At 40.6% G+C, this 21,632-nt stretch carries 20 protein-coding genes and 2 pseudogenes; 3 read left to right on the top strand and 19 right to left on the bottom strand.

Annotation, left to right across the window (positions count from 1 at the left end):
- Window positions 1-115: 115 nt before the first annotated feature.
- The 6 genes from ACKXGF_RS01000 to sppA all read right to left on the bottom strand — a co-directional run bounded on the left by ACKXGF_RS01000 (window position 116) and on the right by sppA (window position 5,431).
- Entirely contained in the window at window positions 116-1,171 is a 1,056-nt protein-coding gene (locus ACKXGF_RS01000; RefSeq protein WP_411954477.1) for an Mrp/NBP35 family ATP-binding protein, read from the bottom strand.
- 92 nt (window positions 1,172-1,263) lie between these two features.
- Window positions 1,264-1,968, bottom strand: a complete 705-nt coding sequence (gene cwlD, locus ACKXGF_RS00995) for an N-acetylmuramoyl-L-alanine amidase CwlD (RefSeq protein ID WP_411954476.1) — start codon at window positions 1,966-1,968, stop codon at window positions 1,264-1,266.
- Between the two features lie 63 nt (window positions 1,969-2,031).
- The gene (locus ACKXGF_RS00990; protein WP_411954475.1) at window positions 2,032-3,462 is read right to left on the bottom strand and encodes a PH domain-containing protein; all 1,431 of its coding nucleotides are present in this window, start codon (window positions 3,460-3,462) and stop codon (window positions 2,032-2,034) included.
- Window positions 3,452-3,931: a PH domain-containing protein gene (locus tag ACKXGF_RS00985; protein ID WP_411954474.1), complete on the bottom strand. Its 480-nt coding sequence runs from the start codon at window positions 3,929-3,931 to the stop codon at window positions 3,452-3,454. The genes ACKXGF_RS00990 and ACKXGF_RS00985 overlap by 11 nt, the downstream gene beginning before the upstream one ends.
- A gap of 18 nt (window positions 3,932-3,949) precedes the next feature.
- Window positions 3,950-4,429 carry an RDD family protein gene (locus tag ACKXGF_RS00980; RefSeq protein WP_411954473.1) on the bottom strand — a complete coding sequence of 160 codons (480 nt, stop codon included), beginning with the start codon at window positions 4,427-4,429 and terminating at the stop codon, window positions 3,950-3,952.
- A gap of 12 nt (window positions 4,430-4,441) precedes the next feature.
- Entirely contained in the window at window positions 4,442-5,431 is a 990-nt protein-coding gene (gene sppA / locus ACKXGF_RS00975) for a signal peptide peptidase SppA (protein ID WP_411954472.1), read from the bottom strand.
- A 245-nt stretch (window positions 5,432-5,676) separates the two neighbouring features.
- On the opposite strand from sppA, the gene ACKXGF_RS00970 reads away from it, so the two are divergent.
- Window positions 5,677-5,883 carry a hypothetical protein gene (locus tag ACKXGF_RS00970; protein WP_411954471.1) on the top strand — a complete coding sequence of 69 codons (207 nt, stop codon included), beginning with the start codon at window positions 5,677-5,679 and terminating at the stop codon, window positions 5,881-5,883.
- A 68-nt stretch (window positions 5,884-5,951) separates the two neighbouring features.
- Here ACKXGF_RS00970 and ACKXGF_RS00965 read toward each other — a convergent pair whose 3' ends face one another.
- Both ACKXGF_RS00965 and ACKXGF_RS00960 read right to left on the bottom strand, forming a co-directional pair.
- Window positions 5,952-7,961, bottom strand: coding sequence for a TRAP transporter permease (locus tag ACKXGF_RS00965; protein ID WP_411954470.1), 2,010 nt, complete (start codon window positions 7,959-7,961; stop codon window positions 5,952-5,954).
- 91 nt (window positions 7,962-8,052) lie between these two features.
- Window positions 8,053-9,063, bottom strand: a complete 1,011-nt coding sequence (locus ACKXGF_RS00960) for a TAXI family TRAP transporter solute-binding subunit (protein WP_411954469.1) — start codon at window positions 9,061-9,063, stop codon at window positions 8,053-8,055.
- 366 nt (window positions 9,064-9,429) lie between these two features.
- Here ACKXGF_RS00960 and ACKXGF_RS00955 point away from each other — a divergent pair, with 366 nt between their 5' ends.
- Window positions 9,430-10,392, top strand: coding sequence for a sodium:calcium antiporter (locus ACKXGF_RS00955; protein WP_411954468.1), 963 nt, complete (start codon window positions 9,430-9,432; stop codon window positions 10,390-10,392).
- A 64-nt stretch (window positions 10,393-10,456) separates the two neighbouring features.
- On the opposite strand, the gene ACKXGF_RS00950 is transcribed toward ACKXGF_RS00955, so the two are convergent.
- Window positions 10,457-11,971, bottom strand: a complete 1,515-nt coding sequence (locus ACKXGF_RS00950; protein WP_411954467.1) for an acetyl-CoA hydrolase/transferase family protein — start codon at window positions 11,969-11,971, stop codon at window positions 10,457-10,459.
- A gap of 303 nt (window positions 11,972-12,274) precedes the next feature.
- On the opposite strand from ACKXGF_RS00950, the pseudogene ACKXGF_RS00945 reads away from it, so the two are divergent.
- Window positions 12,275-12,640 (top strand): annotated as a pseudogene (locus ACKXGF_RS00945) (CAP domain-containing protein); the annotation flags it as partial.
- Between the two features lie 399 nt (window positions 12,641-13,039).
- Here the strand turns inward: ACKXGF_RS00945 and ACKXGF_RS00940 are convergent.
- The 10 genes and pseudogenes from ACKXGF_RS00940 to truA form a co-directional block, all read right to left on the bottom strand.
- Window positions 13,040-13,384: a DUF6176 family protein gene (locus ACKXGF_RS00940; protein ID WP_411954466.1), complete on the bottom strand. Its 345-nt coding sequence runs from the start codon at window positions 13,382-13,384 to the stop codon at window positions 13,040-13,042.
- 22 nt (window positions 13,385-13,406) lie between these two features.
- Window positions 13,407-13,496, bottom strand: a pseudogene (locus ACKXGF_RS00935) (ArsR family transcriptional regulator); the annotation flags it as partial.
- A 68-nt stretch (window positions 13,497-13,564) separates the two neighbouring features.
- A complete protein-coding gene (istB, locus tag ACKXGF_RS00930; RefSeq protein WP_411953787.1) occupies window positions 13,565-14,290 on the bottom strand; it encodes an IS21-like element helper ATPase IstB in 726 nt (241 codons plus the stop codon).
- Window positions 14,287-15,789: an IS21 family transposase gene (istA, locus tag ACKXGF_RS00925; RefSeq protein WP_411953786.1), complete on the bottom strand. Its 1,503-nt coding sequence runs from the start codon at window positions 15,787-15,789 to the stop codon at window positions 14,287-14,289. Before istA ends, istB begins: the two co-directional genes overlap by 4 nt.
- Window positions 15,790-15,854: 65 nt before the next feature.
- Window positions 15,855-16,352 carry a metalloregulator ArsR/SmtB family transcription factor gene (locus ACKXGF_RS00920; protein ID WP_411954465.1) on the bottom strand — a complete coding sequence of 166 codons (498 nt, stop codon included), beginning with the start codon at window positions 16,350-16,352 and terminating at the stop codon, window positions 15,855-15,857.
- 444 nt (window positions 16,353-16,796) lie between these two features.
- Window positions 16,797-17,189 (bottom strand): 30S ribosomal protein S9, encoded by a 393-nt coding sequence (rpsI, locus tag ACKXGF_RS00915; RefSeq protein ID WP_411954464.1) that lies wholly within the window; start codon window positions 17,187-17,189, stop codon window positions 16,797-16,799.
- Between the two features lie 18 nt (window positions 17,190-17,207).
- The gene (gene rplM / locus ACKXGF_RS00910; protein ID WP_167263405.1) at window positions 17,208-17,645 is read right to left on the bottom strand and encodes a 50S ribosomal protein L13; all 438 of its coding nucleotides are present in this window, start codon (window positions 17,643-17,645) and stop codon (window positions 17,208-17,210) included.
- Window positions 17,646-18,002: 357 nt separating this feature from the next.
- A complete protein-coding gene (purH, locus tag ACKXGF_RS00905) occupies window positions 18,003-19,532 on the bottom strand; it encodes a bifunctional phosphoribosylaminoimidazolecarboxamide formyltransferase/IMP cyclohydrolase (RefSeq protein WP_411954463.1) in 1,530 nt (509 codons plus the stop codon).
- A 17-nt stretch (window positions 19,533-19,549) separates the two neighbouring features.
- The gene (purB, locus tag ACKXGF_RS00900; protein ID WP_411954462.1) at window positions 19,550-20,848 is read right to left on the bottom strand and encodes an adenylosuccinate lyase; all 1,299 of its coding nucleotides are present in this window, start codon (window positions 20,846-20,848) and stop codon (window positions 19,550-19,552) included.
- Window positions 20,849-20,893: 45 nt separating this feature from the next.
- Window positions 20,894-21,631, bottom strand: a complete 738-nt coding sequence (gene truA, locus ACKXGF_RS00895; protein ID WP_411954461.1) for a tRNA pseudouridine(38-40) synthase TruA — start codon at window positions 21,629-21,631, stop codon at window positions 20,894-20,896.
- Between the last annotated feature and the right edge of the window lies 1 nt (window position 21,632).

Raw genomic sequence — 21,632 nt, 5'->3', positions numbered from 1 at the left:
CTTCGACTATGTGCTTACCACTACCAGGTCGCACTCAGGACTTTCACCCGTTAGAGCTCACCCATGCCAGGCAAACTAAAAAGAGGTTTAGGGCGTTCGCCCTAAACCTCTTATGTTATTTTTTGCAGCGTTTTGCAACCTGATTAGCAATTGATAAGAAGATTTTACCTGTTGGATGATCTTCTTGGTAAATCCCTGGTGCGAATGTTTCTTCTTCATCGTATGGCTGCTGTAATGGTAAGCGTCCAAGCACATCTGTTTCTAGAACTTCAGCAAGCTTGTCGCCACCACCTTCACCAAAGACGTATTCTTTCTGTCCTGTTAATTGACTTTCGAAGTAAGCCATGTTTTCAACAATTCCGATAATATCGTGTTCAGCTTTAAGCGCCATTTGTCCAGCACGCGCTGCAACAAAAGCTGCTGTAGGGTGCGGCGTTGAAACAATAAGCTGCTTAGACGATGGCAGTAATTCTTGTACGTCTAAAGCAATATCGCCTGTTCCTGGTGGCAAGTCAAGCAATAGATAGTCTAAATCGCCCCACTCTACCTCTTTAAAGAAGCTCGTGAGCATTTTACCTAGCATAGGACCACGCCAAATGATCGGTGAGTTATCTTCAACAAAGAAGCCCATCGAAATCAATTGAACGCCGAAACGCTCAACAGGGATGATTTTCTCACCGCGTACTTGTGGGCGGTTTTCTACGCCCATCATATCCGGAACACTGAAGCCGTAGATATCCGCATCAACAATACCAACTTTATATCCTAAGCGTTCTAAGGCGATCGCTAAGTTAACTGTTACAGTCGACTTACCAACACCACCTTTACCACTTGCGATTGAAATAAAGGTTGTACCTGTTTGTCCAATTAAATTCGCTTCTTGTTCTTCATTCGCTTCAGCCATATAAGCTTCGCGTTTTTCTTCTGGTAACTCTGTGAAGCGAAGCCCAACTGTTGAAGCGCCTTCCTTCTTAATCATCGCAACAATTTCTTGTTGTAATTGTAATTGTTCACCCGAATTCGGATCAGCTAAAGCCACTTTGACTGAAACATGACCTTTATCCTCTTTAATTTTAACGCTCTCGATGGCATCAGTTTCCTCGAGCGTCTTATGTATATGTGGATCTTGAATTGGTTTTAATAACTCTATTACGCGTTCTTCTGTAATCACGTTAGACACCTTCCTTTAGTCATCATCAATTTCATGCCAAAGCTAGTATAACATAATTTCAGACGACACTCAGTTCATACGATTAATCGATTTCACAATTCTTGTTCAGCCGTTACGTACTCTACAATCCCTTCATAAATAGATGATGCTAACCGTCTTTGATAATCTTCAGATGTAAGTAACGCACGTTCATCAGCATTAGATAAGAATCCCATCTCAACTAATGCACTCGTTGTCTCGGCATGTTTCAAAATATAAACGTTATCCATGGCGAGCGTTTGACGGTTCGTTTCAATCGAATCTCTCAGTCGTTCCTGAATCGCATTAGCTAAACGCTTATTCTCCTCTTCATCTGGGTAGTAAAACGTTTGAGCACCGCGCCAACTTTCATTGACTACCGAATTCAAATGAATACTAACGAAAATATCTGCCTCAACATCTTGAATCAATTTCACACGTCTCCGGATATCATAAGACTTGCGCTTCGAATACCCATCCATGTCTTCAGGCGCAAGGTCATAATCGCCATCACGCGTTAACACAACTTGGGCCCCCGCTTCTTGCAAATAATCACGCAAAAACAAAGCCGTTTGTAAGGTTACGGTTTTCTCTTTGTCTTCTCCATAATCAGCTCCGCCATCGACACCACCGTGACCTGGGTCGAGCACAATAACTTGTCCTGCTAACGGCATCACATTAGCAGAGGATTCCGTCACCCCTCGATCCCACAGCACACTGTATAAACTCAAGCCTAATAAGACTACACTAATAAACGCAAACACCATATATTTCTTCATAAATAAACCTCCTCGCCTATATATATGGACGAGAAGGTTTTAACATGCTTATGATATGATTAATTATTTCCTTAAAGAGTACCAATCAGACAGTCTGTCCACTTCACTTTCAGCCATTTCCTTCAATAAAACATGACGTCCAGCAAAATGATTCAAAAGAGAGACACGTACTGTTGCTAACCCTTGTCGTTTATGCAAGATAGATTGACGTTTTTCAAATGCTTGAATACGATTATGCTTCATCATGACCATATCTTTACTAAAATCACGATAGGCCAATGTTAATTGCTGTTCATCCCAGCTATAGCCTGCTGTCTGGCGTCTAAGGATCCCTAGCCCGACAGCCAACAGGACTACAATAGTCGGTACATACCAAACGAATGGCAGGAATATTAAAATCGCAATTAACGCGACAACGGGAAAGAAAGCTGCCCGAACATAATAAAAGAAGTTCGCTTTTTTCGGAATAGCTTGTACTTGTTCTGGAAAAGCTTCGTATTCAGGTAGAACCGTCTGTAAAAATTGGCGGAGTTCATCATATCTGATAATCGGAAACAAATACGTTCTGGCGTTCGCGTTTTGCCCATCAGCTCCCCCAGCAATTTCGACATATAATGTTCCAAGCCCGAATGGTTGCCTAATTAAACTTTGTTTAAAACCAATCGCCTGAATCCGCTTCAACGGAATCGTCATCTGTTTCTTCTCTAAAAGGCCTCGGGTAATAAACAATTCTGTATCATACCGTGTGATTTGAAAACGCCCAAACTTGATAACGGTCCCCAAAATACCAAGAGCATACAATAAAATAAACATCACTAAAGCTAAGAAAATTAATAACTCTACAGCCGATGATAGCATCCAGCTCATCGCTTGATCGTAGGCTGAATCCGGAATGAATCGTTCAATTTCCGAAAACCCAACGAACACTAAACCGATAATGACACCAACGCTTCCGGACGTTAAACCTGCTACAAATAAACGATTAAAGCTAATTTGTCGCTGTGGATATTCTACCGCTTCTTCACTTTCACCTTGTTCTTCGTTAGCAAGACTTTGATCTGACTTTAATTCACGGCGAATCGCTTCTCCTTCAGACAATGACACTGCACTTAGGGAAGCCTCCGTTTCAAGCCCACTTCCTGCTGTTTCAATCTGCACTTTCGTTAATTTTAGTATGCGATGAATAACCCCTTGCGTTAAATCAATCGATTGAATGCGATTTTTTGAAATATAGCGGTGCTTCCTGACAAAAACCCCTTGTTCAATCCGTAATTCATCACCTTCAATATAATAATGAAAACGAAACCAATCAATAATACTAATGATCGTGAAAATAATCGTTAACCCTAAAATACCGAGTGCAATATAAATAAACATCGTATTACCGAATAAAGCAACCACACCTGCACCAATGGCATAAATTAAATTTTTAAAGATTTTAATAACGCTAAATATAACAGCTGCTGGATGGAGTCTTCTCGGTTCAGACATCATCTTCATCCACCCTCGCTAACTCAGAAATCTGGTCACGTAACGCAGCTGCTTCTTCTTGTGGTAGTGCTGGTATTTCATGAATCGTTGCGGCTGTCGACACGGTTAAATTTGATAGATTAAACCGTTTTAAAATCGGACCTTGTTTGGTATCGACATGTTGCACTCGGATCATCGGCACTAATGTTCTCGAAACAATTAAAATACCATGTTGCACATAAATCTCTTGGTCAAAGACTTCATAGCGCCAGCGACGCCAACGGACAACGGGAATTACAAAAATCATTAAATACGCTAGAACACCCCAAACGGCGAGTGCGGTTAATGAAATCCATAAAGCCCAATTGAAAAAATGACCTACTATAAAACTAGCAATCACCAATAACAATAATATCACCATAACGATGACTTCAGTAATACGCCATGCCTTAATCGCATCTTCTGCTATACGATGTTGTGGTGGCTGTCGCATCACGTCACCTCCTTACATTTATGCGTCATGTATGACATACGTATCGCCAATCATGTCGTGAATCCCCTGTTTTTCAGGATTAAAAGCGACGACGATATAAAGTAAATTCGTAAAGCCTAGTACACGATGAAAAAATCGACCAACAACTTCACGGAAAATGAGATCAGACCAACGTAAAGGCGTTCGATCTTGGCGGATCACTTTCAATCCAAAAATTCGTTTGCCTAATGTCTGCTGCAAATACTTCGTCATCACAACGAAATAAGCATAAAGAACAATAGTTGAGATGATCACAGCGATTGTCCAAAAACCAACCTCAAATTCATCGCCACCTGTGATCAATCGATATGGCATTAAGACAATACCATTGACACAAAATACAATAATTAGATCAACAATATAAGCCCAAAAACGCATCCAGAAACCGGCATAACGAATCGACGTTTTTTCGGTTTTTTCAGTCACGTCTTGATGGCCCGCTTCATAAACCTCACTCATCGACGTCACCCCCTATTCTGTATATAAATACATCGCACGTGGCGAATTAGATTCTCGCATAAATTCTTGAAGCCTAGAAGCTCGCATTTCATCGCCAAACAAACTAGTAGCAGCACCATTGATAATTGAATTAAAACCAGCGCTAGCACCTAATTCGACCACTTGTGCATTCTGTAAATCCTGCTCTTCTTTCATTTGTGCAATCGTATCATCAAGTGAACCTAGTGCATCCACTAAGCCGTTCTCAGCAGCTTGTGACCCAGTATATACTCGTCCATCACCCAGTTCACGAACTTTCGACTCATCCATGTCACGCCCTTCAACGATGACATCTACAAAGTCCTGATACATATCATCGACCATCGTTTGTAGAATCTCTTCTTCATCATCTGTCATCGGTCGAGATGAAGACATAATATCCTTGTATTCACCACTTGTAATCGTATTAAAGTCAACACCTAGATTATCAGCGAGTTCTGCAAAGTTAATCGATTCCATAATGACACCGATTGAACCTGTTAGTGTTGCCTCATGAGCTACAATTTTGTCAGCTGGAGCAGAAATATAATAACCGCCTGAAGCTGCCGTATTCCCCATTGAAACGTATACTGGTTTACCAGCATCACGAATTTCAACAATGCGATCATGGATTTCGGCACTCTCAACAACACCGCCGCCTGGTGTATTCACATTTAACACTAATGCTTTGAACTGATCACTTTCTTTCACATGATCAAGCATACCTAGTATACGATCATGATTATATGTAGCACCACTAAACACGCCACCTGTGACACCAGATTGAATAACCCCTTCTACATTGACCACGGCAACGCGCTCATCAATACTTCCTTGTTCTATGACTTCCTCTGCATATTCACTTTCCGATTGGAACATATCTGTAAAATCCGTCGTTGCTACAGTGGTTGTAAATTGAGCAACCGTCGATAATACAAGCAAACCAATCGCAATTGCTAACGCAATCCAACGTTTTTGGTTCATTGTTGTCTCCTCCTTATGTACTCCCTTTATCTAAAAATTCCTTCTTCATTGTATCACTTTTGATGATTTTTCCAATATAGTTATGATGAAAAATTTTTTTGAAAGTCATCATTATCTTTATAAACTAAACTTAGTCGTTCATAAAGTTATGGTATGATAAAGCTAACTAAGTGAATTTATGCCGAGATTATTATTTAGTAAAAGCTAGATCAACCATTACATGTTAATGGACGGAGGTTAGTCTATTGAATTTCATTAATTGGTATGACTGGATTTCACCGACTCATCCTTTTGCATCGATCTTTTTTGGCTTACTATTCACATTGTTTATGGGGATCATGGGATGGATTGAGACCAAAGATGCGAAAACGACTTTTGTTTTAGTTTTAACAGGTACCCTTGTCACTTTAATCGGTGTGACGATCTTAACATGGCTCGGTTTTTACAATTAAAAATATAAAAATATAAAGCCCAGAGTCAGTGCTCTGGGCTTTTTCCTATCATCTATTCTGTTAACTTTTTATGCTGCCGCTGCAATGCCTTCACGGTCTTTCGGGCGCTTCTTTTGAGCATACCAGACAAGCCCGATTATCACTACACCCGCAATATCGATATATGGATTCGGTGTAATAAGCATTAAGCCCGCCACTAGTAAGGCGAGGCGTTCCCAGGCACGGGTTTCGCGCTGGAAGTATCCCATAACTGAACTACTCACACCCATCATACCAATCAACGCCGTGATGACGGCTAGTATAAGAGCCATCGTCGAATGATCGCCAGCTTGGACTAATATCGGATTATAGACAAAAATATACGGTATGATGAATGCGGCAATCGCCAGTTTAACGGCGGTCAACCCACTCTTAAACGGATTTGACTTGGCTATACCTGACCCTGCATAGGCGGCTAAGCAAACAGGTGGCGTAATATCTGCCACAATACCGAAGTAAAAGACAAATAGATGAGCGGCTAATACTTCAACACCAAACCCATTGATTAAGGCTGGAGCTGCAATGGTCGCTGTGACAACATAGTTCGCTGTTGTCGGCAAGCCCATACCTAAAATAATACACGCGATCATCGTGAATATGAGCGCTAATAACTGAATATCATTTGATAATGTAATAATCGCTGCTGCGACTTTACCGCCTAAACCAGTCATGCCAACAACACCAGCAATAATCCCTGCTGTACCAACCGCTGCAATGACTGGCAACGCTGTTCTTGCACCTTGCTCTAACACGTAGAAGATTTTCTTAATCGACATACGCGATTCCTTACTTAGCATACTGACGACAAATGCAGTTAAAATACCAATCAGTGCCGCACGCTGTGGTGTATATCCAATAAACAACGTCGTCACAATCGTAATCAATGGTAAGAGCATAAGCCCTTTTGTCTTTAACAAGTTTAAAGCACTTGGCAAACTCTCTTTAGGCGCACCGAAAATACCAGCTTTCTTCGCTTCATAGTGTGCCCCCATAAATATGCCAGAGAAATAAAGCATGGCTGGAATAAGGGCTGCTAACATAATCGTGCCATAGTCTGTCCCTGTGTACTCGATCATAATGAAGGCTGCTGCACCCATGATCGGCGGCATTAACTGACCACCTGTTGAAGCCGATGCCTCTGCAGCAGCTGCAAATTCAGGTCTGAATTTCGCTTTCTTCATCATCGGAATCGTAAATGAACCAGATGATACCGTATTAGCGATCGAACTTCCTGACACCATACCTTGAAGCGCACTGGCTGAAACAGCCGCTTTTGCCGTACCACCCGTAAAACGTCCGGTTAAGGCAAATGCTAAGTCATTAAAGAACTGGCCAATACCAGAATGAACTAAGATCACACCAAAAAGTAAAAACAGGAAGATAAACTTAGCCGAGACTTGAACTGGTATACCGAAGATTGCATTTTCTCGGTACCATAAGTCAGTCATTACTTTCTCAAACGTAAAGCCTGTATGTGATAACACATCAATTGGAATGATGTTTCCGTATAAGGCATATAAAATGACAATACCTGCGACCAAAACAATGGGCACACCTACTGCACGTCTTGTTGCTTCTAGTAATAATAAAACACCTACTACAGCAACAATAACGTCTAGCATCTCATACCCATGAATCCGCGCATCTAAAATTTTATCGAAAAACATAATTTTATAATATCCAACAAAAATCGCTGTGAAAGCTAAGATCACGTCATACCAAGGAACCCCTCGGTCATGTAACCCCTTTTTCGCTGGATATAACAAATAAATAATACCAAGCGCTGTCCCGACGTGCACAGCTCCTTGAATTTGGGATTGAAGCGTTCCGTAATAACCTGTGTATAAATGGAAAATGGTTAGATATATCGCTAAAAAGATTACGATCCATGCCCATTTTCCAATGTTACCTCGGACATTACTTTCCCGATCATATTGCCTCAATAATTCCTGTTCATCAACCTGATCACCTTTTTGTTGGGTGTCTGTTGATGTTTTTGGATTTATATTATCAGTCTTGTTGTTTTTTCTATTAGACACACCCTTCACCACCTTCAGCATTTATGGGTAGGTATAAAAAGGACCGGCACACTGTGTCGGTCCTTTTTACACCAATCCATTGACCTATCAATTATTGAAGGTCAGATAATGATTCAACGCCTGTTTCTTCACGCGTAATAATCTGCATAACTTCAGGATAAATATGACCGATGAATGCAAAGTTTTCTACTGCGGCTCCATCGAATTCACCTTCACCGTTAAATGCATCTTGAGCTGGGATATGAACAGTCATACCTAAGTCTAGTTCGTCACGCCCGATTGAAGCTAAGTTCTCTACAGATGCTCCTGTTTCAGTTGATGTCACACTAACACCATCAATATTGTTATTCCATACTGTTGCCATTTCACCGCCTAGTGGATAGTACGTACCACCAGAGCTACCAGTACCCATAACAATTTCGTCAGCACGATCTTCAGGAGTTGCTGAAACCTCAGCCACATCTCCTTCAATCTCTAATCCTTGCTCTTCATAATACTCAGCAGCACCTGGGTGAATTGGTAAACCTTCAGAACCACTCAGTGCTTTTTCCAACGTCATATGATTAGACTGCTGGTGTGTATTATCTTCAGCATTTTCAATAGAAACGCGTGCTAAATCATATGCTAATTCGTTATCAATTGTATTTGTATTAGCTACAAGGACAGCATATGCTGTAACCGTTTGCACGTCTTCTTCTAAGAAATCATAAGAATCCGCCGTAATTGTATACGGTAAATAACCTAGTTCATCTTGTGCATATTGAACCTCTTCATCTGTTAAACTAATTAATTTTGCATCACCAGTATTCGCTTGTAAATCATTAACACTACCTGCTGGTAAGCCTAATAAACCAAATGACGCATCAATGTTACCATCTTGAAGACCATCACGAGCATTACCGAAACCCTCTTCGTATTTATCGTAATCTCCGTCTTCAATACCAGCACCTTCTAGAATGACAGTAGCAGCAGCTTGAGTCCCACTACCGGCAGGTCCAATCGCAATTCGCGATTCACCACCATCATCTCCTGAACCACAAGCGGCTAATACCATAGTGGCCAGTAACCCAATGGCTAGTAACCATACAATGGATTTTTTCATGTGAATCTCCCCCTAAATTGATCAATTTATATAGCCAGATTTCAAACTACTAAACTTGCTCATAGCCAGAAATCTAGTTCCCACATAAAACATACTCCCTTGATAACTTCTAAATTTATTCAAGATAATAATTCCATGAAAAGTCACCCTCCAACTATAACTAAGTTAACTACATTGACTCTTGGCATCTATTAAGCTATAGTTATGATAGACAAGGGGAGTAGCGACCGTATATAACGGTTGATGAATCGTCAATCTCGATAATTTGAACATTATCCGGTTCATCATATAATACGCAAGACCTTGGCCTAGTATGCTGGCCAAGGTCTTTTTTATGTTTTTAGACCTATAATAAGGAGTGACAACATGATGGTTTGGATCAGTTTCCTGATCGCTGCGATTCTCGTCGTCTACGCTGCGATCAAATTGAATGTGTACGGGGATCAAATTAGTCAACAAACGACGATGAGCGGGGCTATGGTTGGGGGCTTATTGATTGCTGGTGCCACATCTTTACCGGAGTTAACAACCAGTGTTACAGCAGTTTATGTTGATAACGTCGATATTGCTGTGGGAAATATGCTTGGGAGTAACGTTTTCAATCTTTTAATCTTAGCTGGTGTTGATTTATACTACCGAAAAAGACAAGCCTTTAACCTGCAGGATTCTCGTCAGCACATTCCATCAATCCTATTCGGAATTGCTCTAACAACAACTGTCATTATTGCCATGCTGATCGATGATAGCTTGACGATTTTTAATATCGGAATCGAGATGTTTATTTTAGTCCTTCTTTATATCATTAGTGTGAAACTATTTGAAAGTGAAGAACCTGATGAAGAGATTTTGCAAAGCGATGAGCGTTTGCCACTAAACAAAGTTATACGTTTCTTCGTCCTCTCAGCTTTCACTGTGCTGGTAGCTGGTAGTGTGTTATCCATCACAGGTGATATCATCGCTGAACAAACGGGGATTAATTCCAGTTTCGTTGGTAGTGTACTAATTGCTGCATCGACATCCTTACCTGAATTAGTAGCTGTTATTGCGGCTTATAAACTAGCTAATTACGCTATTGCTACTGGCTCCATTCTCGGTAGCAACCTATTCAATCTTTTATTACTCGCTTTCACTGATGCCTTTTATCAAAAAGGAGCCATATTACAAGGTGTTAGTTTTTCATTAGTTACAATGGGTCTACTTAGTCTGGTCATGATGCTCATGATGCTCTATGTACTTATGCGTGAAAATAAACCATCCATGATTCGCTACGCTTGGCCATCTATTGTCATTGTAATTCTTTATTTTATTGTTTCGTATCTAACCTTTTAATCAATCATGAAAAAACGGGCAAGGTTGATCATCTTATATTGATCAACCTTGCCCGTTTTATTTATTATGATTTCACTTCAGCTAAAGGACGCATAGTCCCTTCTCGTTCAAATTGTGTGTGCCATGACAATGCTTTCTCCAACATATGAGGCGTCTGACCACCACGTTCTTTTGCTTCTTCAAAATAATTCATCAATGTCTCACGATACATAGGGTGAGCACAATTCTGGATGATTTTTTCGACTCGTTGTCGAGGCGCCAAGCCGCGCAGGTCTGCATATCCTTGCTCTGTCACCAGAATATCGACATCATGCTCGGTATGGTCTACGTGCGAAACCATTGGAACAACGCTTGAAATATCACCGTTTTTCGCAATCGACTTCGTGACGAAAATCGATAAACGTGCATTGCGGGCAAAATCACCTGATCCGCCGATGCCATTCATCATATTACGACCAAGCACATGCGTTGAGTTAACATTTCCGTAAATGTCCATTTCTAGCGCTGTATTAATTGAGATTAAGCCTAACCGACGAATGATTTCAGGATGATTTGAGATTTCTTGTGTACGTAAAATTAATTGATCTTTATATTGGTCAATATCATTGAACACTTGATTCATTTTGTCTTCAGATAATGTAATGGAACAACAAGACGCCATATTCACTTTGCCAGCATCAATTAAATCAAAGACAGCATCTTGCAAGACTTCTGAATATACTTTCAAATTCTCAAAATCTGATTCCAACAATCCGTGGAATACAGCGTTGGCTACAGATCCGATGCCTGACTGTAATGGGGCAAGCTCCTTCGTTAAGCGCCCTTGTTCAACCTCTGATTCTAAAAAGCGAATTAAATGACTAGCCATCTGTTTCGTTTCATCATCAGGCGGCACAATTGGTGATGGTGAATCAGCCTGGTTCGTCAAAATAATACCTTTAATCTTATCTGGGTCAACCGGAATTCCTCGTGTGCCGATACGGTCTCCCGTTTTCGTTAAAGGAATGGGTTGACGTTCGCCCTGTTTAGCTAATGAAAAAAGATCATGCACGCCTTCAAGTGCTTCTGGTTGAGCTGTGTTGATCTCCACAATCACTTCAGATGCACTTTCCACAAAGCTTAATGAGTTACCGACAGAGGTTGTCGGAATAATCATGCCATCTTCAGTAATTTTAATCGCTTCAACCACTGCAACATCAATCTGTTCCATCGTATGGTTACGCAACATTTCAGCTGTATGCGATAAGTGTTGATCAACGAAATCAAACTCACCTTGATTGATCCTTTTCCGCATGACATTATCCGCCTGAAACGGTAATCGTTTACGAATGATTCCTGCTTCAGCCATCATTTTATCTAAGTCTGAGCCTAACGATGCTCCTGTAAATATATCCACTTTAAACTTTTCAGTCTGACTACGTTTCACTAAAGCTTGCGGCAACGCCTTAGCATCACCTGCTCTTGTAAAACCACTCAGGCCTAGCGTCATTCCATCTTCAATCCATGTCGCTGCTTCTTCAGCTGACACGACGCGATTTTTTAATTCTTGTTGTTCTATTCTGTTAATTCCTTGTGTCATCAAACAACGCCGCCTTTCATTACGACTTTTGCTTACACTTATACTATACCACGTCCAGTATTGTTATAACGGCGATTTCAATGACAATAAAACGAACAAAACAAACTGAGCAGTCTCTCATTTTGTTCAGTTACCCATTATTCATACAAACAATTTTTAGAGACCTAACAAATCCTAAGATTACCAGCTTAAAATTTCATCTTTATTGAACACTAAAAGATGAAAGGAGAGAATTTAATGCGAGTTTTAAACCTTTTAATTATACTATTATTAATGATGGCATGCGTTATTCCAGTTCATGTATCAGCTCAATCTCCAGAAGAGAAAGTAGCTGAATTAACGAATGCCGAACGACAAGATCAAGGGAGAAGTCCACTAACCTATAGTACGGAATTGTCGAAAGTCGCTGAAGAAAAGGCTAAGGATATGTCCAACAATAACTACTTTTCTCACACATCACCAACTTACGGATCACCATTTGATATGATGAAACAATTCGGCATTAACTATCGTACCGCAGGGGAAAACATTGCAAAAGGGCAACCGTCCGCATCAGCCGTTGTCCAAGATTGGATGAACAGCACGGGCCATAGACGAAATATTTTAAGTCCAGACTTCAATCGAATTGGTGTAGGATATTATCAAGGGCACTGGGTGCAAATGTTTATTTATTCAGAAGCAACACAAGATCCAAATCCTCCAACTCCGAAAGAAGACGACTATGACCCAAGCCCTGAACGCTCATCCTGGCAGTACTATACAGTGAAGCGCGGCGACTCAGCTTGGGAAATCGCAATAAACAATTGGATTAGCCTTAAACAACTTGAGATCTTAAACCCGAGCATCAATGACTTAAGCCGTTTACAAGTTGGACAAGAAATTCGAATTAGCGGTAATCAATATGAGGTTAAACGAGGCGACACAGCTTCAAACATTGCGAAACAACACGGCATGAAACTATGGGAGTTACGGGAGCTGAACCCGCAAGACGACAATTTAAATACCCTTTATATTGGCCAAGGACTTTATGTTAGATAAAACAGGAACGTTTAGCGCGTTCCTGTTTTATTAGGTCATACAATCTTTTATTTTAGCGGGAATCATGGTGACAGAAGGAGTTAAGTCAATTGGTTGACTGGTTTGATCAATACATTCATTCCAGAATTCTAAATGCTTCTGGTCTACCCAATGATTCGAATCCTCAACATCCTGACCACCATTTCCTTGAATCGAATACCAATATAGATATTCTTGATCACCATCATTCTCTCTGAAAATCGTTTCAACATACATTTGTTCATTCTCTAACGTTAACAACACGCTCTCCATATGTTCATTTAAAAAAGTTAACCATTCATCAACTTGCTTAGACTTACCATCCTTAACTTTGAATTTTGTTAATTCAATAAACATCATTTGGCTCCTTTTTAGCTATTTAAATCAACCATAATTCCCGAGGGTTTAACTCATAATAGCCCTTATCCCGCGTCATAAATTGATGCATAATAAACTCTCTTCTAATCGTTGTATTTTGCAAGAGAAAAATACATAGTTTTGCAATCAAAAATACATAAGATTGCCAGCCCTTTTTCGCTATTCTTGATTAGATAGTGCGTGCTTCACTCTAAAGCTATCTCCAGTGAAGTTTAGTACATGCGCATGGTGGATCACGCGATCCACTAAGGCAGCTGTTAAACGTGAATCTGAAAATATCCGGTTCCATTGACTAAATTCTAAATTGGACGTGATCATTAAGCTTTTTTGTTCATACCACTCAGAGATGAGTTGAAATAACAGCTCTGCTCCTTCTTTTCCGAATGGAATGTATCCCATTTCATCTAATACGATTAAATCAACCGTTTTAAACTTGTTCCTAAAGTTTCGTAATTTTCCGTCTTGCCACGCTCTATCTAATTGATCAACGAGATCTGAAACACGGAAGAATCGGACCTCAAAACCATTTCGACAAGCCTCCCGGCCTAACGCTGTTGCTAGATGGGTTTTACCTGTTCCTGGTGCTCCTGTTAAGATGACATTTTCGACGCGTTTGATAAAACTGAGGGAAATCAGTTCATCTTTATCTAATTGTTGAGGAAAATGGATATGGCTTCCCCAATGATAATCATCCAGTTCTTTAACATGTAAGAACTTCGCCTTCTTCATTAAGCGGTCCGCTCTGGCTTCCTCCCTTAAAGCGAATTCCTTTTCAAATAGCTCTTTTAAAAATTGCTCTTTTGTTTCAAATGGTATTGATTCATAAACGTCTGCTACATACGCTAATCTTAGTGACTTGCACATGGCTTTAATATCCCGCGTCATGTTGACTCACCCCTTGGAATGTTTTGATCATAAAGGCTCCAGTCAACATCATATGGATGGTCGTCGTGTTCAGGTTGTAGATCGTTATCTATTAAGTCATAAAATTGATCATTAATTTGTTCCATATCATGTTGGGCCAATTGATGAATCAACCAACGCAGCCTTTCTTTTCTTAAACGATGATCCTCAATCCGGATATATTCAAATATTCGAACCGGCAAGTATGGTTGGTAACGTGAATACTCTATGGCTCTTGGCTTATCCAGCCAAGAGGATAGAATACCTTGCCAAGGAATTTGTCTTCTTTTATGCATATACGGTCTAACATCTTTCATAAGGATCTCTCCGTTAGGAGATGTGACTTTAAATTGATCCCAATAAAGCACTAATCGAACTTGTCCAAAATTATAGCTCTTAGGTACATGTACTTTGACTTGGTCGACCACAATTTCCCCATATTTATTAGCTTTCACCCATTTTTCTTTAAATATTGGATAATCTTGATCAGGAAGATGAAGCATGTGTTGATGTTCATCTTGATAAAGGTCTTCAATTGTTTGTTGTTTTACATAATGTTGGCGTTGGCGATCTTGTGTCAGTTGGTCCTCCAACCAGTCTGTGAGTTGTTCATATGACGTCATGACAGGTGCAGGTGTTGTGAAATTATATCGAATATAACCAACTTTATTTTCGACATGACCTTTTTCATGGCCACTATAGGGATTACAAGCTTGAATCTCACAACCATAATATGCTGAAAATTGATGGAGTTCATGGGTGAATTCAACTTCCTGATGGCGTCCCCTAGGTTTAATAACAGCTGCTTTTAAATTATCAATTCTTAGCACTCTAGGAACGGCTCCCATTTGTTTAAAAATAGTTTCTAGCCCTTTTAAGAAACATTCTTGGTTTTCACTTGGTAACGGAACACAAAAAGTTGCGTTGCTATAAGGTAAACTAAGGGACAAACCATGAACATCGACATATTGACCATCTTTAACAGCTTCTAACAAGCCAAAATCAACTTGCGCTTCACCTGGAGGATGTTGTAACCTTTCGTACCCCTTATCCTTCGTGGAATCATCGTTGATCTTTCCTTCACGCCAGTCTTTAATAAAATGGCAAACGGTACGATATGAGCCTTCAAAGCCAATGGCTTGTAATTGTGCAAAAATAGCTTTATTCGTACGACGCTTTTTGTAAGGTAGTTTATAATCTTCTATAAGCCAATCCGATACGATCTCACCCCATCCTTCTTCATGCATCATGCCTTGTTTGGGTTGCACGTTTTCTTGAGGCACCCAATCCTTATCGGCGTACTTTTTAGCTGTACGCCAATTAATACCAAGCATTTCAGCGATTGAATTGACGGATTTTGATTTTTGATTTCGTAAAACTTTGATACAATTAATTTCAGACATTGCCAGCATTCCTTTCAACCTCCACTGTTTAATTGATTCGACACCAATAACAGTAGTGGTATTTGATTGGGCTGGCAAGTCTTTTTTTTTGATTGCAGTGTTGTGTACTTTTTAGTTGCAAACTTCTGTACTTTTATTTTGCATTACACAATCGTCGCAAAATCATCGTGAAATTGTTTAATGTGTTCGTTAATTTTAGGCTCAGGATACGACTGACCTGCTTCTAAACTTTTAATGATATGTTCTAATATGATCAATCGTTTTTTAAGTTGAGCAGGCATTGCTTCGATTCGACCATCAGTCCCAATAAAGTTATTTAATACCTTATGCTTTTCTTCATCCGTTACTTGAAGTTCCTCATTCATATCATCATCCCCCAATCTTGTGATCGCTCCAGCTAACAAGTCTAATTTCCGTTCGTTAAGCGCGTAATAAATCGTATTTTTGTCACGACGTTGGTAAACAATATCGATCTCTTTAAGCTTGCTTAAATGGTGCGATATGGTTGGCGGCGTTAACCCTAATTTCCCTGCAATGGCCTGTCCGTGAAGAGCGCCACCTTCCTTTAATAAGCCGATAATACGTAGTCGTGTTTGATTGCCGACTGTTTTATGAAAATGGACTAATTTATCTAATTGCATGAACCACCCTCCTTTTTAGATATTTATCTAATTAGATTATAATCTAATTAGATGCAATTAACAAGAACAAATTTATCATTCATTTATAGAACAATTATTTTCACCATAAGAATACCCTTTTTGGCTCATATAAGCCAAAAAGGGTATAAACCTTGATATATAAAGAATTTCAATTTATTAAGAACTGTAATGAAAGATGAAAACGACGAATTTTATGGCAAACACTAATCCTACTTAAGTCATCAAAAGTTGAAAAAACTAAAAATGGAAAATAAACAGAATTTTCTCATGCAGAGGTTATACCAAAATCTCCACATTTTATAAACAAATCATGAGTCAATTTAATACCTTTGTCATTTGTGAGTCAGATACGAAATATCATTAAAAAAACACCCATTCGTTTGATAACGAATGGGTGTTTGAAACTTTGATATATAAGGATTCTTAACGCTTTGAGAACTGTGGTGAACGACGAGCGCCACGAAGACCGTATTTTTTACGTTCTTTCTCGCGTGCGTCACGCGTTAGAAGTCCAGCGCGTTTTAGCGATGGGCGGTATTCAGGGTCAGCTTCTAATAGAGCGCGAGCAACGCCTAAGCGGATCGCACCAGCTTGACCTGAGAATCCACCACCATCAACGTTGACATAAATGTCATAGTTACCTGCGTTTTCTGTCACGTCTAATGGTTGGTTGATCACACGACGTAGAGTTTCGTGTGGGAAGTATTGTTCTGCATCGATTTTATTCACAACGACTTTACCATTACCTGGTACTAGTCGTACACGTGCTACTGAGCTTTTACGACGGCCAGTGCCGTTATATTGTACTTGTGCCAATTCAATTACCCTCCTTAATTATCCACGAAGCTCGTAAACTTCTGGTTTTTGTGCATGATGTCTATGGTTAGCGTCACGATAGACGTGTAGCTTTTTGCCCATTTTACGACCTAATTTGTTCTTAGGTAGCATGCCTTTGATTGCTTGTTCAAGCATTTGTTCTGGATAATTATTACGCATTTCTTCTGCGCTACGCTCTTTCAAACCACCTGGGTAGTTTGAATGACGGTAATATTTCTTATCAGTTAATTTCTTACCTGTTAACTGAATTTTGTCTGCATTAATTACGATGACATTGTCACCTGTATCAACGTGTGGTGTGTAGCTTGGCTTATGCTTGCCACGTAGAAGTGCTGCAACTTCTGTCGATAGACGACCTAAAGTTTGGCCTTCTGCGTCAACTACGTACCATTTACGCTCAACGTTTTGTTCGTTTGCCATAAATGTTTGGCGCATGACGGTTCCCTCCTGTTATTTCCGTTTCATTACGTTTATCTCATCACGAATAGTTTCCGGGGCTATTACGTGGATATGATAAAATGCCATAGAATATATTATAATATCTCATGGTAGAATGTCAAGATAAATCGCATCTTTTCTCGATTTTTATTGAAGTTATAAAAATAATTCCATTAAAAGATTTTGACTGTGAATTGCAATATATCAGCGAGTTCTGCTATTTATCGGCGAATTAGCGGATTTATCAGCGCGCTGAGCAAAATATCAGCGACCTCAGCAATATATCAGCGCCATAGCCAGTTTATCGACGAACGCCGATATATATCGGCGAGCGCTGATATAGCAAGGCGACTCTTAGTGTTTAAAGTGACGAACGCCCGTGAATACCATCGCGATTCCGTATTCATTACATTTCTGAATCGAATCAGCATCTCGTTTGGATCCGCCCGGTTGGATGATCGCTGTCACGCCTGCTTGGTGAGCCGCTTCAACGGTGTCATCCATTGGGAAAAAGGCGTCTGATGCCATGACTGCACCTTTTGCTTGGTCACCCGCTTGTTCAATTGCAATTTTCGCTGCTCCGATGCGGTTCATCTGGCCAGCACCAATACCGATTGTCTGGTGACTCGTTGCTAAAACAATCGCATTGGATTTAACGTGTTTCACGACATCCCAGCTGAATAACAATTGTTGCCATTCCGCTTCCGTTGGTTCGCGGTCTGTTGCAACACTATAGTCAGCAATTTCCTTGGGCGCACGGTCCTCATCTTGGATCAACAGCCCACCTTTAACAGAATGCAAGGTTGGCTCAGGCGAATCTTCTGTCATCGGTAGCTCAAGTAAGCGGATATTTTTCTTTTGAGTTAAAATCTCAAAAGCTCGCTCTGTATAACTCGGGGCAATCACAATTTCTAAGAAAATTTGACTCAATTGATTCGCGACCGCCTCATCGACTTCACGATTTACCGCCACAATGCCACCGAAGATCGAAACGGGATCGGCTCCATATGCCCTCGTAAACGCTTGATCTAAATGATCACCAATACCAACACCACATGGATTCATATGTTTCACCGCGACTGCAGCCGGCTCGCTAAACTCTCTAACAATCTGTAAAGCTGCATTCGCATCTTGGATATTATTATAAGATAACGCTTTGCCATGTCTTTGCTTGGCATGAACAAGCGACGTCTCGCTAGCAAGTGGATTCGCATAAAAAGCCGCTTGTTGATGCGGATTCTCCCCATAGCGTAACGATTCTTTTAAGTCATAGGTGATCGTCTTCGATTCAGGGAAGGACTCACTCGCTTCGCTAGTTAGATATTCCGCAACGAGCGCGTCGTATTGTGCTGTGTGGCGATACACTTTCGCTGCTAGAGCTTGATTAAGTTGCGAGCTGTCTTGAGCATCTTTCATATGATCAATCACTCGCTCATAATCACTAGGGTCGACCACAACGGTAACGTCTTGGTAATTTTTAGCCGCAGCCCGCAACATCGCAGGGCCACCAATATCGATGTTTTCGATCGCTTCATTATGTTGGACATCCTGTTTCGAAATCGTTTCTTTAAATGGATAAAGATTCACGATAAGCAGGTCAATCGTCTGAATGGCTTGTTCTTGTAACGTGGCCATATGTTGGTCATCGTCGCGCTTCGCTAATAAGCCTGCGTGAATATGAGGATGAAGCGTCTTAACTCGGCAGTCTAGAATTTCTGGAAATTCGGTTACATCTGATATCCCAATAACTGATATACCCGCTTCTTCTAATACTCGTTTAGTGCCACCTGTTGAAACAATCTCATAACCATAGTTAACGAGTTGACTCGCAAAATTTACAATCCCCGTCTTATCTGAAACACTTATTAAAGCGCGCCGTGTCATATTCTTCATCCTCTCGCTCAATCATCTAGTCCTAACCGTTCAAAGATCATATCGACATTTTTCAAATGATATGTGGCATCAAAACATGCTTCTAATGTTTCGCTGTCGACTGTATCTGTTATCTCTTTTGTTTGGCGAATTAACTCAGGAAACGACTGGCCTTCTTCCCACGCCTGCATCGCTAGTGGCTGAACAAGGTCGTACGCACGTTCACGTGAGAACCCTTGATCGATTAAAGTTAACAAAACACGCTGAGAATAAATCAAGCCATATGTCGCGTCCATATTAGCGCGCATATGGTCCTCATAGACCGTTAAATTCTCAACAATACCTGAGAATCGATTTAACATATAATCGAGCGCTATCGTCGCGTCTGGCAAAATCACACGTTCAGCTGAAGAATGAGAAATGTCCCGTTCATGCCAAAGTGGCACATTCTCATAAGCCGTCATCATATAACCACGAATGACGCGGGCCATCCCAGCCATATTTTCAGACCCGATTGGATTCCGCTTATGTGGCATTGCCGACGATCCCTTTTGACCTTTCGCAAAAAATTCTTCTACTTCACGCGTCTCACTCTTTTGTAAGCCACGGATTTCCGTTGCCATCTTTTCAATTGATGTCGCAATCAGCGCTAAAGTGGACATATAATCAGCGTGACGATCGCGTTGCAACGTCTGAGTCGAAATCGGTGAAGGCGTTAACCCTAATTGCTGACAGACATAATCTTCAACATAAGGATCGATATTCGCATAAGTCCCGACAGCGCCTGATAATTTACCGACTTCAATCCCTGCTGCAGCCGCTTCAAATCGTTCAATATGGCGTTTAAATTCCTCATACCACAAAGCCAGCTTTAAGCCGAATGTCGTTGGTTCTGCGTGGACGCCATGGGTTCGTCCCATCATAATGGAATATTTATGGTCTTGTGCTTTCTGTTTCAAGACCTCTAAAAAATGATGCAGATCTTTTCGAATAATCGTGTTAGCTTGTTTAATCACATATGAAAGCGCTGTGTCGACCACGTCTGTCGAGGTCAAGCCATAATGGACCCATTTCTTCTCCTCGCCTAGTGTCTCAGACACGGCACGGGTAAACGCCACCACATCATGACGGGTTTCCTGTTCGATTTCATGGATTCTTTCACTATCAAATGATGCATTCTCACGGATTGCCTTAGCATCTTCTTTCGGAATGTCACCTAATGCAGCCCATGCCTCTGTTGCTAACACCTCGACTTCTAACCAGGCATTAAACCGATTTTCTTCTGTCCATATTTGTCCCATTTCTTCACGTGTATAACGTTCGATCATCTCATCCCGCTCCTATCTATAACCAATCTTATCTCGATTTCTCAATTAATAGATCACTTGCCACAAAAATAACCCGTGACTAGGCGCTGTCATCCCGACATTTTGCCTGTCTAAAGTGGCAAATGCTTCATCAATACAATTCGACGTCTTTTTATTTAACCCAATCTCAACTAAGGTCCCGACAATAATTCGGACCATGTGGGTGAGAAAGCCGTCACCTTTTACTTCGAACATGATACGACCATTCTCTTCCCAAATCTCAATTGCGTGCACCGTGCGTGTTTTATCCCCCGTGACATTGGATTTCGAAGCAGAAAATGGTGTGAAATCATGAGTTCCGATGATTTTTTCAGCCGCTTCCTTCATCAAATTTACGTCGATTGGTTTCATGACATGCCATTCGTACTGCCGATTAAATAAATCATAATGACGTTGATTTAGCACGGCGTAACGGTAAACTTTCCCTCGAGCACTCTTCCGTGCATGAAAATGTTCATCAACTTTCTCAACTTGTTGCACTTGCACATCTGATGGTAATAAGGTTTGTAGTGCTTGGTGCCAAGCTGAACAATCCAACATTAAGTGCGTATTAAAATGAATGACTTGATCTAACGCATGCACTCCTGAGTCCGTTCTACCAGATGAATAAATCCGAATATCATCACGATGTATTTTCTTTAAGGCTTGTTCAATAACCAATTGCACCGTTCGTTCATTTGTCTGCACCTGATAACCAGCAAAATGTGTGCCGTCATAAGCGATATGTACTTTAATTCGTTCCACA

The organism is Alkalibacillus sp. S2W, assembly GCF_046764385.1.
In the GTDB taxonomy this organism is placed as follows: Bacteria; Bacillota; Bacilli; order Bacillales; family Alkalibacillaceae; genus Alkalibacillus; species Alkalibacillus almallahensis.
The sequence above is the reverse complement of the archived record's forward strand: the minus strand, read 5'-3'. Positions and strand labels throughout refer to the sequence as shown.